Annotated in this window: 14 protein-coding genes; 5 read left to right on the top strand and 9 right to left on the bottom strand. The window is 64.4% G+C overall.

Features of this window, described 5'->3' with window-relative positions; all coding sequences use genetic code 11:
- Positions 1–46 precede the first annotated feature (46 nt).
- From ACSQ3E_RS06800 to ACSQ3E_RS06790, 3 genes are all read left to right on the top strand, one after another.
- Positions 47–526, top strand: coding sequence for an invasion associated locus B family protein (locus tag ACSQ3E_RS06800; RefSeq protein ID WP_245432147.1), 480 nt, complete (start codon positions 47–49; stop codon positions 524–526).
- 88 nt (positions 527–614) lie between these two features.
- On the top strand, positions 615–2,027 hold the full coding sequence (gene tldD / locus ACSQ3E_RS06795; protein WP_436122109.1) for a metalloprotease TldD: 1,413 nt from the start codon (positions 615–617) through the stop codon (positions 2,025–2,027).
- Positions 2,028–2,048: 21 nt separating this feature from the next.
- Positions 2,049–2,762 (top strand): NAD-dependent deacylase, encoded by a 714-nt coding sequence (locus ACSQ3E_RS06790; RefSeq protein ID WP_436122108.1) that lies wholly within the window; start codon positions 2,049–2,051, stop codon positions 2,760–2,762.
- Between the two features lie 45 nt (positions 2,763–2,807).
- Here ACSQ3E_RS06790 and ACSQ3E_RS06785 read toward each other — a convergent pair whose 3' ends face one another.
- From ACSQ3E_RS06785 to ACSQ3E_RS06760, 6 genes are all read right to left on the bottom strand, one after another.
- Positions 2,808–4,049 (bottom strand): class I SAM-dependent RNA methyltransferase, encoded by a 1,242-nt coding sequence (locus ACSQ3E_RS06785; RefSeq protein WP_436122107.1) that lies wholly within the window; start codon positions 4,047–4,049, stop codon positions 2,808–2,810.
- Positions 4,046–4,810, bottom strand: a complete 765-nt coding sequence (locus tag ACSQ3E_RS06780) for a TlyA family RNA methyltransferase (protein WP_436122106.1) — start codon at positions 4,808–4,810, stop codon at positions 4,046–4,048. Before ACSQ3E_RS06780 ends, ACSQ3E_RS06785 begins: the two co-directional genes overlap by 4 nt.
- Before the next feature lie 51 nt (positions 4,811–4,861).
- A complete protein-coding gene (gene dxs / locus ACSQ3E_RS06775) occupies positions 4,862–6,775 on the bottom strand; it encodes a 1-deoxy-D-xylulose-5-phosphate synthase (RefSeq protein ID WP_436122105.1) in 1,914 nt (637 codons plus the stop codon).
- Between the two features lie 84 nt (positions 6,776–6,859).
- Positions 6,860–7,780 carry a pirin family protein gene (locus ACSQ3E_RS06770; protein WP_436122104.1) on the bottom strand — a complete coding sequence of 307 codons (921 nt, stop codon included), beginning with the start codon at positions 7,778–7,780 and terminating at the stop codon, positions 6,860–6,862.
- A 50-nt stretch (positions 7,781–7,830) separates the two neighbouring features.
- Entirely contained in the window at positions 7,831–8,097 is a 267-nt protein-coding gene (locus tag ACSQ3E_RS06765; RefSeq protein WP_436122103.1) for a DUF2277 domain-containing protein, read from the bottom strand.
- An 85-nt stretch (positions 8,098–8,182) separates the two neighbouring features.
- On the bottom strand, positions 8,183–8,536 hold the full coding sequence (locus ACSQ3E_RS06760) for an MAPEG family protein (RefSeq protein WP_436122102.1): 354 nt from the start codon (positions 8,534–8,536) through the stop codon (positions 8,183–8,185).
- Positions 8,537–8,635: 99 nt separating this feature from the next.
- On the opposite strand from ACSQ3E_RS06760, the gene ACSQ3E_RS06755 reads away from it, so the two are divergent.
- Positions 8,636–9,028: a winged helix-turn-helix transcriptional regulator gene (locus ACSQ3E_RS06755; RefSeq protein WP_436122101.1), complete on the top strand. Its 393-nt coding sequence runs from the start codon at positions 8,636–8,638 to the stop codon at positions 9,026–9,028.
- Positions 9,029–9,040: 12 nt separating this feature from the next.
- On the opposite strand, the gene ACSQ3E_RS06750 is transcribed toward ACSQ3E_RS06755, so the two are convergent.
- The 3 genes from ACSQ3E_RS06750 to ACSQ3E_RS06740 all read right to left on the bottom strand — a co-directional run bounded on the left by ACSQ3E_RS06750 (position 9,041) and on the right by ACSQ3E_RS06740 (position 10,987).
- Entirely contained in the window at positions 9,041–9,292 is a 252-nt protein-coding gene (locus ACSQ3E_RS06750; RefSeq protein ID WP_115733114.1) for an exodeoxyribonuclease VII small subunit, read from the bottom strand.
- A gap of 3 nt (positions 9,293–9,295) precedes the next feature.
- The gene (locus ACSQ3E_RS06745; RefSeq protein ID WP_436122100.1) at positions 9,296–10,222 is read right to left on the bottom strand and encodes a histone deacetylase family protein; all 927 of its coding nucleotides are present in this window, start codon (positions 10,220–10,222) and stop codon (positions 9,296–9,298) included.
- A 153-nt stretch (positions 10,223–10,375) separates the two neighbouring features.
- Entirely contained in the window at positions 10,376–10,987 is a 612-nt protein-coding gene (locus tag ACSQ3E_RS06740; protein ID WP_436122099.1) for a TetR/AcrR family transcriptional regulator, read from the bottom strand.
- A 155-nt stretch (positions 10,988–11,142) separates the two neighbouring features.
- Between ACSQ3E_RS06740 and ACSQ3E_RS06735 the strand changes: the two genes are divergently transcribed.
- Complete coding sequence (locus ACSQ3E_RS06735) at positions 11,143–12,363, top strand: MFS transporter (protein ID WP_436122098.1); 1,221 nt, start codon at positions 11,143–11,145, stop codon at positions 12,361–12,363.
- Positions 12,364–12,467 lie beyond the last annotated feature (104 nt).

Below are 12,467 nucleotides of genomic sequence, written 5' to 3'. Positions count from 1 at the left end.
CAATGGAGCCGTCATGAAGTCTGGGCTTTTCAAAACCGTGGCCAAGATGCTCGTCGCTGCCGCCTGCGTGGTTCCCATGCAAGCCGGCGCGCAGCAGAGCGGCACGGTCAAGTCCACCCATGGCGCGTGGTCGATCATCTGCGACACGCCTGCGGGCGCCACCAACGAACAATGCGTGATGATGCAGAACGTCATCGCCGAGGACCGTCCCGAGATGGGGCTTTCGGTGGTCATCCTGCGCACCGCCGACAACAAGGCCGAGATCTTGCGCGTGCTGGCGCCGCTCGGCGTGCTCCTTCCTAACGGTCTCGGCCTAAATGTCGACCAGAAGGACATCGGCCGCGCCTATTTCGTGCGCTGCTTCCAGGACGGCTGCTACGCCGAGGTGATCCTCGACAAGACGCTGCTCGACACGCTGAAGACCGGCAAGTCGGCGACCTTCATCGTCTTCCAGACGCCCGAAGAAGGCATCGGCATCCCGGTCGACCTCAACGGCTTCGGCGAGGGCTTCGCAGCACTACCGTAAGCGTTTGGCACCGGAGACATTGTCCGGAGCCTCTGCGTCGCCTACATCGGGGTGAACACACTCACCTTGGAATATGAGGCGACGCGCCATGACCAGCCTTCTCAGCCAGTTCAACATCACTGAAGACCGCGTGCGCAAGATCGTCGCCGAGACGATCGATGGTGCCGACGATGGCGAGTTGTTCCTCGAGTATCGCGAGGGCGAGGCGCTGATGTTCGACAATGGCCGGCTGAAGACCGCGAGCTTCAACACCGACCAGGGTTTTGGCCTGCGCGCCGTTGCTGGCGAAGCCACGGGCTATGCCCATTCGAGCGACCTGTCGGAACAGGCGTTGCTGCGCGCCTCCGACGCGGTCTCGGCCGTCAAGGGCGGCTATTCCGGCACGCTCGCCGCCGCCCCTGCCCGCACCAACACCCATCTCTACGGCGAGGAAAACCCTATCTCGTCGCCCTCTTTCGAGGCCAAGGCCAAGCTTTTGCAGGAAATCGACGCATGGCTGCGTGACAAGGACCCGCGCGTTCGCCAGGTGACGGCGTCGCTCGCCTCGTCGTGGCAGCATGTCGAGATCCTGCGCGGCGACGGCCAGGTCGTGCGCGACATCCGCCCGCTGGTGCGCATGAACGTCTCGGTGATCGTCGGCGACGGCGACCGCCAGGAAAGCGGCTCCTACGGTGCCGGCGGCCGCAAGAGCTTCGACGAGTTCCTGACCGACGAAAGCTGGAAGAATGCCGCGACCGAAGCATTGCGCCAGGCGCTGGTCAATCTCGAAGCTATCCCCGCCCCTGCCGGTACCTTCGACATCGTTTTGTCGTCCGGCTGGCCGGGTGTGATGCTGCACGAAGCCGTCGGCCACGGCCTCGAAGGCGACTTCAACCGCAAGAAGACTTCCGCATTCGCCGGCCTTCTCGGCCAGCAGGTCGCCGCCAAGGGCGTGACCGTCGTCGATGACGGCACGATCGCCGAACGCCGCGGCTCGATCACCGTCGACGATGAAGGCACGCCCAGCGCCCGCAACGTGCTGATCGAGGATGGCAAGCTCGTCGGCTACATGCAGGACCGCCAGAACGCCCGCCTGATGGGCATGAAGGCGACCGGCAACGGCCGCCGCGAATCCTATGCGCACCAGCCGATGCCGCGCATGACCAACACCTACATGACCTCGGGCGACATGGCGCCGGAAGAGATCATCGCCTCGGTCAAGAACGGCATCTATGCCGTCTCCTTCGGCGGCGGCCAGGTCGACATCACCTCGGGCAAGTTCGTGTTCGGCTGCACCGAGGCCTACATGATCGAGGACGGCAAGGTGACCCAGCCGATCAAGGGCGCCATGCTGATCGGCAACGGCCCCGACGCCATGCATCGCGTGACGATGGTCGGCAACGACATGAAGCTCGACAACGGCATCGGCATGTGCGGCAAGGCCGGCCAGGGCGTGCCTGTCGGCGTCGGCCAGCCGCATCTCAGGATGAACCAGATGACGGTTGGCGGCACGCGGGTCTAGGTTTCGCATCGACAGAACGAAATGCCGCTGCATCGCCCCACCTCGATCGTCGTGCTTACCGGCGCCGGCATCTCGGCCGAATCAGGCGTCGACACCTTTCGTGACAAGGACGGCATCTGGGCGAAGGTCGACTATCGCGACGTGGCGACGCCGGAAGGCTTTGCCCGTAATCCGGAGCTGGTTCACGAGTTCTACAACCAACGCCGGAGCGGACTTGCCGGTGTGATGCCGAATGCCGCGCATGTGGCACTGGCCAGGCTCGAACGCGCCTTCCGGGGCAAGTTCCTGCTCGTCACGCAGAACATCGACGACCTGCACGAGCGGGCCGGCTCGCAGCGGCTGATCCACATGCATGGCGAACTGACCAAGGCCCTGTGCGCCCATTGCGGCGCCAGGCATCCCTGGTACGGCGCCATGTCGCGGGCCTCGCGCTGCCCGTCATGCCAGGAGATCGGTCAGTTGCGGCCGGACGTGGTCTGGTTCGGCGAAATGCCCTACCTGATGGACGAGATCGACGAGGCACTGGCGAATTGCGACCTCTTCGTCTCCATCGGCACCAGCGGCAATGTCTATCCCGCCGCCGGCTTCGTCGAGCAGGCGCGCCACGCCGGGGCGCGTACGATCGAACTCAATCTCGAACCGTCGGAAGGCCATGACCTGTTCGATCAGGCCATTAATGGCCGCGCCACCGAAATCGTGCCCGAGTTCGTCGAGCATATCCTGGCTGGCCGATAAGTAGCCGCTGGTCTCCCGATCGCGTCCGGATCGAACGCAGCCGCCTTAACGACGTTTCTTCGGCTTCTCCAGCAGCGCCACAGCCTCGACATGATGCGACCAGAGGAACTGGTCGATCGGCACAACACTTTTCAGCGCGTAGCCGCCATCGATGAGGATGCGCAGGTCCCGCGCGAGCGTCGCCGGATTGCACGACACCGCCGCCACGTAAGGCACATCAGAGCGGGCAATCTGCTTGCACTGGTCCTCGGCGCCAGCACGCGGCGGATCGAAGACGATGCCGTCGAAGGCGTTCAGTTCCTTGAAGGTCAGCGGCCGGCGATCAAGGTCGCGGCGCTCGACGGTGACGCGCTTCAGGCCACTGGCGAAGCGGAAGCCACGGTCGAGTGCGGCCAGCGCTGGCCCATCGCCCTCTACCGCATGGACCTCCGAGTTCGCCGCGAGCCTGAGCGCGAAGGTGCCGCAGCCCGAAAACAGGTCGGCGACCTTCTTGGCCTTGCGCATGTGGCCGGTGACGAGTGAGACCATCGTGCCCTCCGCCTCGGCCACGGCCTGGACGAAAGCGCCCGGCGGCGGGCTAACCGTCGCTGCGCCAAAGGTCAGCATCGGCTTGACTGGCTCGACGATGATCTCGCCGTCGATGGAAAGCCGGGCTATCTTCGACTTGATGGCAAAATCGGTCGCGGCGCGGCGGATCGCTTCGGTCGGCTTGCCGCAGTCGCTGGCCGCCACGTCGAAGCCCGACTCCGTGGCCGTGACGAGGAACCGGAACGGCTTCGAGGTGTTGGCGATGATGCCTGCAAGGTGCCGCAGGATACCGGCCGCCTCGACTATCGAAGGCAGGAGTACCGGGCATTCCTCGATGTCGACGAGGGTGTGGGAGAACGCCTTGTTGTAGCCGAGATGCAGCCCTGACTCGGTGTTGCGCGCGGTGAAAGCCGCCCGCCGCCGGCTGTGCGGCGGACATGCAACCAGTTCGGCTACTGGGACATCGATCGCTCTCGCCTTCAGCGCATGGGCGACCAGCCCACGCTTCCAGTCGCGATAGGCCTGATCCTCGAGATGCTGGATCGCGCAGCCGCCGCATTCGGTGAAATGCCTGCAGGCAGGATCGATGCGTTGCGGCGATGGCTCGATGACCGAAATCAGTTGGGCACGATCTTTCTCGCGCGCGGCCGTCACCACCTCGCCCGGCAGCGCGAACGGGATGAAGATATGCCCACCATTGGCATCGACGACGCCGTCGCCATGCGCGCCAAGCCGCGCAATTTCGAAACGTGTCGTCATCGGTCGTTTACTCCACCGAGCAGGTATTCACGATTTCCGTCACCGCCTTCGAGCGGCGACGGGCAGATGCCGAGCGAACGCCAGCCCGGAACGGCGTCGAGCCACGCGCGCAGCTCTTCAGCCATGCGCGGGCCGTCCTCGGCATTTTTGAGCAGGCCGCCCTTGCCGATCGCCTCGCGCCCAGCCTCGAATTGCGGCTTGACCAGGAACACGCCCCTGGCGCCTGTGGCTGCCAGTCCGAGCGCATTGGGCAAAGCCAGTCTGAGCGAGATGAAGCTGACATCGGAGACCAGCATATCGGGTGTCCGTCCGCCAAGGTCATCCGACGTCAGGTTGCGGGCATTGAGGCCCTCGAGGCAGGTCACACGCGGATCGGACTTCAGCCGCTCGTCCATCTGGCCATGGCCGACATCGATGGCAATCACATGCGCGGCGCCGCGTTCCAGCAAGATCTGCGTGAAGCCGCCGGTCGAGGCACCGATGTCCAACGCCGTGCAATCAGCTGGATCGAACCCGAAATGGTCGAGCCCGGCGATCAGCTTCAGCGCTGCGCGCGAGACATAGGCCTGCGCCGGGTCGTCGACTTCGATCGCAACACCCACGCCAACCGTCTGGCCCGGCTTCTTCGCCGGCTGGCCATCGACGGTCACGGCACCGCGCGCCACAGCGTCGCGAGCCCGCGAGCGGCTGGCAAAGAAACCGCGGCTGACGAGCAATTCGTCGAGCCGCAGGCTGGCGGTGGCTTGCCTTGAGATTTCCATGGCTTTCAATGGCGAATGCGCGCCTGCATGGCAAGCGCTCGCGCGATTATGTCAGGCGCGGACCGCCTGGGCCGACTTGCCGAGCGCTGCGAAGACGGCACGCACGATGCCGGCGGAATCAAGCCCGGCGTCTGCATGCATCTTGTCTGGGTTGGCGTGGTCGACGAAGCTGTCCGGCATTGTCAGCGGCCGCACCTTGAGGCCGTTGTCGAGCAGGCCATTGCGGGCGAGGAAATCGAGCACCTGGCTGGTGAAGCCACCGACCGAACCTTCCTCGACCATGACGAGCACTTCGTGCGACCGCGCGAGGCGACGGATCAGGTCCTCGTCCAGCGGCTTGGCGAAGCGCGCGTCGGCGACAGTCGTCGACAGCCCGGCAGCGCCGAGTTCCTCGGCGGCGAGCAGGCAATCCTTGAGGCGTGTGCCGAAGGACAGCAGCGCCACCTTGGTGCCCTCGCGCACGATGCGGCCCTTGCCGATCTCGAGCGCCTGGCCACGCTCGGGCATGTCGACGCCGACGCCGTTGCCGCGCGGATAGCGGAAGGAGATCGGACCGTCGTCATACTCGACGGCGGTACGAACCATGTGACGCAATTCCGCCTCGTCGGCCGCCGCCATGACGACGAAACCGGGCAGCGAAGCGAGATAGGCGGTGTCGAAGGCGCCGCAATGGGTGGCGCCGTCGGCACCGACGAAGCCGGCGCGGTCGATCGGAAAGCGCACCGGCAGGTTCTGGATGGCGACGTCGTGCACGACCTGGTCATAGGCGCGTTGCAGGAAGGTCGAGTAGATCGCGACGAACGGCTTGTAGCCTTCGGTCGCGAGGCCCGCGGCAAAGGTCACCGCATGCTGCTCGGCGATGCCGACGTCGAAGGTGCGCGACGGAAACGCCTCGCCGAACAGATCAAGGCCGGTGCCCGACGGCATGGCGGCGGTGACGGCAACGATCTTGTCGTCGTCGCGCGCCTCCTGCATCAGGCTTTCGGCGAACACCTTGGTGTAGGCAGGCGCGTTCGCTGGCGCCTTGGCCTGGGCGCCGGTGATCACGTCGAACTTGTTGACGCCGTGATACTTGTCGGCAGCCGCTTCGGCCGGGGCATAACCCTTGCCCTTCTGGGTTACGACATGGATCAGCACCGGACCGGTGCCGTTGTCGCGCACGTTCTTCAGCACCGGCACAAGGTGCTCGAGATTGTGGCCGTCGATCGGGCCGATATGGAAAAAGCCCATCTCCTCGAACAGCGTGCCGCCGGTGACGAAACCGCGCGCATGCTCGACGGCGCGGGTGATGGCGCGGTCGACGCGGCGGCCGAGATAGGAGGTCAGCTTCTTGCCGAGCTCGCGCACGCCGGCATAGGTGCGGCCCGAGGCAAGGCGCGCCAGATAGGCGCTCATCGCGCCTGCCGGCGGGGCGATCGACATGTCGTTGTCGTTGAGGATGACGATCAGGCGGGCGTCGAGCGCACCGGCATTGTTCATCGCCTCATAGGCCATGCCTGCCGACATGGCGCCGTCGCCGATGACAGCTATGACGTTGTTGCGGCCGCCATCGAGATCGCGCGCCACCGCCATGCCGAGGCCGGCAGAAATGGACGTCGAGGAGTGCGCAGCGCCAAACGGATCGTACTCGCTTTCCGAGCGCTTGGTGAAGCCGGAGAGCCCGCCCTCCTGGCGCAGCGTGCGCATGCGGTCGCGGCGGCCGGTCAGGATCTTGTGCGGGTAGGCCTGGTGGCCGACATCCCAGATGATGCGGTCGTCGGGCGTGTCGAAGACATAGTGCAGCGCCACCGTCAGCTCGACGACGCCAAGGCCCGCGCCAAGATGGCCTCCGGTCTGCGACACCACGTCGATCAGCTCGGCGCGCAGTTCGCTTGCCAGTTGCGGCAGCTGGGCCTCATCAAGCGTGCGCAGGTCGGACGGCACGCGGACCTTGTCCAGCAGGGGCGTTTCAGGTTTCGCGTTCATCAATCCGCACTAACTCGGTTAACCACCCGGCAGATACGACCGCATGCTTGGAAAGTAAATGCGTGGCGGTGACGCGGGCACCCCTCACCCCTCGGGCAACGGGATGAACTCCTCCTCGTCGCCCGGCACGATATCGAAACGGCCGGTCTTCCATTCATTCTTCGCCTCTTCGATGCGCTCGCGCGACGACGAGACGAAGTTCCACCAGATGTAGCGCTTGGAACCGAGCGAGGCGCCGCCGAACAGCATGAAATGCGCACCCGTCTCCGAGCTCACGACGATCTCGTCGCCAGGTTTGAACACCAGCAACCGCTCGATCGGGAAGCGATCACCAAGAATGTCGATCTCGCCGCCAAGCGTGTAGATGGCACGCTCCTCGGCGTCGGCCGGAATCTTGATCCTGGCACCCGGCGCCAGCCTGATGTCGGCGTAGAGCGTGTCGGATGCCTGGCGCACCGGCGACTTCAGGCCCTTGAACTCACCGATCACCAACCTGCCGCTGACACCATCGGCTTCGAAGGTCGGAAGCTCCATTGCCGCCGTATTCTCGAACAGCGGCGCGACCTCCTCCTTGCCGTCGGGCAGCGCCAGCCAGGTCTGCAGCCCGGAAACCGACATCGGCGCGCCGCGCAGCTCTTCCGGCGTGCGCTCGGAATGGACGATGCCGCGCCCTGCCGTCATCAGGTTCACGTCGCCCGGAGCGATGACCATCTCGGTGCCGAGCGAATCCCGGTGCCTGATCTTGCCGTCGAACAGGTAGGTGACGGTCGCAAGCCCGATATGCGGGTGCGGGCGCACATCCAGCGCATGCCCTGCCCTCAGGATCGCCGGTCCCATGCGGTCGAAGAAGATGAACGGCCCGACCAGACGGCGCTTTGCCGTCGGCAATGCCCGGCGCACCTGGAAGCCGTCGATATCCTTGGCGTTGGGGATGACCATCAGTTCGAGCTGGTCACAAGAAAAGGCATCGCCCGGTGTCGGGTCTTCGGCAGGAAAGAAGCTCATGGTCGCATCCTGGAGTATGTTTGCAGTGCGTTGGTCACCAGAGCTGGCACTCAGGCAAATCTCAGCGCCGAACGTGCCTTTGCCTTGGCGGCTTCTTCGTCGCGATTGCGCGGGTGGTGGTGCGTTTCCATCGCATGCAGCATCTCGTGCGCGGCCTCGGCGATCACGTCGACGGCGCGGTTGAAGGCCTCTTCGTTCTTCTTCGAAGGCTTGTTCGAACCGCTCAGCTTGCGGACGAACTGCAAGGCTGCGTCGCGGATCTCGTCATGCGTCGCCGGCGGGTCGAAATTGAACAATGTCTTGATGTTACGGCACATTGGCTGCTCCGGGGTTTTCACCAACGGTATGGCTTTCCCATAACTGGGCGCAACGCGCGACGAGGTCAAGCGGTTCGGACGCCCCTCATCCAAAGGCAAGCGCCGCTGCGCCGACGAGCAACGCACTGTAGGTGCCGACCATGCCGGGCGCGCTCAATGGCGTCCGCGCCGTCAGTATGCCCGCGACGTGAAGGCCACGGCCGACGATCAGCAATCCCGCGATCGTCCAGAGCATCGCCGTCGGCGCCTGACGGTATTCGGCCAAAGCAAGCAGGATCAGGGCGAGCGGCACGTATTCGATGAAATTGCCTTGGGCACGGATGCGCCGCATCAGGGCGACGTCCTCGCCGAAGCCGATTTTGACCCCGACCTTCTTGCGATACAGGCTTACCCTGATGCTGAGGACGACCAGAGCCACAGCGGCGAGTGCGGCAGTCATAGATGTTATCGGCAACATGACAAGTCCTCCCCGACGAGCGTTGGGGCAGCTAACCACTTTTAACTTGCATTTTGCAAGTTAAAAGTCCAAAATGCCGCCATGACCCAGTTCCGCTCCGGCTGCCCCATCGCGTCAGCGCTCGACATCATCGGCGACAAGTGGTCGCTGGTGATCGTCAGGGCGATGGTGATGGGGGCGACCAGCTATTCGGACCTTTTGTCCACGCCGGAAAAGATCTCGACCAACATCCTGGCCGAAAGGCTACGCCGGCTGGAGGATGCCGGCCTCATCAGGCAATCTCTGCCGCGCCAGGGTTCGATCCGCGGCGCCTATGCACTGACCGCCACGGGTGCAGCACTCATTCCTGTGGTGCAGGAACTCGCCCGCTGGGGCGAAACCCAGCTGCCTGACCGCTGGACGCCGCCGGATCGCTTCTATGCGGCCCGGCCCGGCGATTTCGACGTCCGCGACGGCGATGCCGCCGCGAACTGAACTGGACGGCTTTTACTCGCCGTCGAGCGGCTCCGTGCCCACGGGCTTGCCGTCGCGCGACAGGCGGATCTTTTCGACCTTGTCTTCGGCGGCCTTCAGCAGGCGGTCGCAATGCGCCTTCAGCGCCTCTCCGCGCTCGTAAATCTTGATCGACTGGTCGAGCGGCACGTCGCCACGCTCGAGATCGTCGACGATCTTCTCCAGCGCCGCGAGTGCCTGCTCGAAGCTCAGCGCCTTGATTTCGTCGTTGGGCTCGGCGGCCATGGCTTATCCTTTCATGAGGCGAGAAACATGGGCGGCCACTGAGAAGGCCAGCCCGTGCAGGTCGTAGCCGCCCTCGAGCAGGCTGACCAGACGATTTGATGAATGGCGCGCGGCGCTGTCCATCAATTGCCCGGTCGCCCAGTCGAAATCGGCTTCGGTGAGGTTGATCTCGGCCAGCGGGTCGCGATGGTGCGCGTCGAAACCGGCCGAGATAATGATCAGGTCAGGGGCGAATCTGTCGAGCGCCGGCAAAACGCGCGAGCGGAACGCCTCGCGGAAATGGTCGCTGCCGGTATCAGGCGCAAGCGGCGCATTGACGATGTTGCCGACGCCGGTCTCGCTTTTCGCACCTGTGCCCGGAAACAGCGGCATCTGGTGTGTCGAGCAGTAGAGCACGGTTGGATCGTCCCAGAAGATGTCCTGGGTGCCGTTGCCGTGATGCACGTCCCAATCGACGATCGCCACCCGCTCGGCGCCATGGTCGCGCTGGGCATGACGTGCTGCGATCGCCGCGTTGTTGAACAGGCAAAAGCCCATTGCCGTCGTCTTTTCGGCATGGTGCCCAGGCGGTCGCGAGGCGACGAACACGTTGGCGGCGTTGCCGGCAAAGACGTCGTCGACGGCGGCATTGGCCGCCCCGATCGCGGTCAGTGCAGCCTGCCAGCTTTTTGGGCTCAGCGTGGTGTCGCCGTCTATCCTGGCGAAGCCTTCCACCGGCACCTGCCGGCGGACGTTTTCGACAAAACCCTCGGGGTGCGCGTAGAGAATCGTGCGTTCGTCACCCATCGGCGCTTCGACGCGATCGAGCATCTCGAACGCCTCGTCGTCGAGCGCGCGCTCGATGGCGCGCAACCTGTCGGGCCGCTCGGGATGCCCGGGCGTCGTCAGGTGTTCGAGGTAGATCGGATGCGTGTAGAGCCGCGTGGTCATCGCCGCACCTTATCAGCAATGGCCGGCCAGACCACGCATAGCCGTCAAAGCCCTGGGGAAAACGGCAGCCTGCTGACGGACGAATCCCATGGCCGGGTGGCAAGAGGAACCGAGGGTCCCAGCACCCGGCATGTCTGTCCACGGCAGAAAAGATCAGCCGGCGGGCTTGCCGGCCACAAGCAGGCCTTCCATCAGCGCGCGAAACGCCTTCACCGCCTTGATCGACGTCGCGCCAGGGTCTTCGGAATTGGCGATCCACTGGGCGGCATAAAGCGAGGCACCGCTGATCAGCCGCGCCATCGCTTCCGCATCGATGTCGCGGACAAGGCCTTCCGCCTTCAGCGCGACGAGGTTCGCCGTGATGGCCGAAATACAGGCGTTGGCGTTGGGCCATTGCGCCGGGTCGCCGAGCACCGCCGGCCCATCGCGCAGGACGATGCGCTGGATTTCCGGCTCGAGCGCCATTTCGACATAAGCGATGTTCTCGTCGAGGAAGCCCTGCCAGCGCGTCTTGGCCCTGGCCGAGATCTCATTGAGGCGCACACACATTTCCTGGTCGATCTGGGCAAGCACGGCCTCGAACAACCCTTTCTTGTCGCCGAAGTGGTGATACAGCGCGCCGCGCGTCAGCCCCGCCTCGGCGGTGAAATCGTCCATCGACGCATTCGCATAGCCCGTCGTGGCAAATGCCCGGCGCGCGGCAGCGATCAGCTTGGCGCGCGTTTCGGCAATCATCTCGCTTCGGGGTTTGTGTGCTGCCTTCATCGCCTCTTCCTTGTCGCGCCGTCATTCACATACGTCGCGTATATTTTTCTCGACATGACACCCATGGTAATTGACATACGCGGCGTATGCAATTATCTCATTGACATACGCCACGTATGTAAGTGGCGCACCCTCGAAATTCCAGGAGTGCTCCGATGCACAATCCTTATGCTGAGATATTCAGAGTTCCCGGGACCAAAGGCTTCGCGGCGGCGGCATTCATTGCACGCCTACCGATCGCCATGGCTCCTATCGGCATCGTTGCGATGCTGTCGCAGACGCGCGGCGAATATTGGCTGGCAGGTGCCGTCTCGGCCACCTTCGCCCTGACCAACGCCTTTGCGGCCCCGCAGATCTCGCGCCGGATCGACAGGCTCGGCCAGACATCAGTGGCCCTCCCCACCACCATCATCTCCGTCCTCGCCTTTGCCGTCTTGCTCATTGCCACCCGCTATGACTGGCCGGCCTGGACGCTTTTCGTCTCGGCCTTCATCGCCGCCGCCATGCCCAGCATGCCGGCCATGGTGCGGGCCCGCTGGACCGAAATCTTCCGCGATCGCCCCGAACTCAACACCGCCTTCGCCTTTGAATCCGTCGCCGACGAGATGGTCTACATCGCCGGCGCCTCGATTTCGGTCGGTCTGAGCGTCGCTTTGTTCCCGGAAGCCGGCATGCTGGTCAGCACGCTGTTGCTGGCCGTCGGCATGGCAGCTTTCCTCCTGCAGCGGTCGAGCGAGCCCAAGGTCAGAGCGCCTGAACTTGCAAGTATCGGTTCGGCGATCGCGCTGCGCCCGGTCCAGATCATCACGCTGGCGCTCATCTTCGTCGGTGCGATCTTCGCCACTGCCGAGGTCAGCGCCGTGGCGATCACCAAGGAACTCGGCCAGCCGACCGCGGCAAGTCTCGTCATCGGCGTCTATGCCGCCGGTTCGCTTATTGTCGGCCTGATCGTCGGCGCGCTGAACCTCAAGGCCCCGAAGCAGCGCCTGCTTGCCATATCGATCGCCATCGTCGCCCTGACCACGCTACCCCTGCTGGCCGCCGACACGGTGCCGCTGCTGGCACTCGCCATCTTCGTCAGCGGCGTAGCGATCTCGCCCACCTTCATCATGGCTTTCGGCCTGATCGAGCGGCGGGTGCCGGAAGCCATGCTGACCGAAGGCATCACCTGGGTGATGACCGGCATCGGCATCGGCATGGCGCTAGGTGCCTTCGTGGCAGGCTGGGTGGTCGACAATTTCGGTGCGCAGAACGGTTTCTGGGTGTCGGTGGCTGCAGGCACGATCTCGTTGCTGGTCGTCCTTCTCGGCCAGAAAGCACTTGCTGGCGAGGACGAAGTCGAGCTGCCGCAAGCGGCACCACAAGCAGCGGAATGAGGCAACACACGCCCAGTCAAAACCGCTCCTGTCTGTACCAACGAGCCGCCTCTTCAGGCGGCTCGACTGTATATGAAATTTCAGATATCTCCCCTTCCGGTGAA

The sequence above is a fragment of the Aminobacter sp. LjRoot7 genome (assembly GCF_964252895.1).
Lineage (GTDB): Bacteria > Pseudomonadota > Alphaproteobacteria > Rhizobiales > Rhizobiaceae > Aminobacter > Aminobacter aminovorans_B.
The sequence above is the reverse complement of the archived record's forward strand: the minus strand, read 5'-3'. Positions and strand labels throughout refer to the sequence as shown.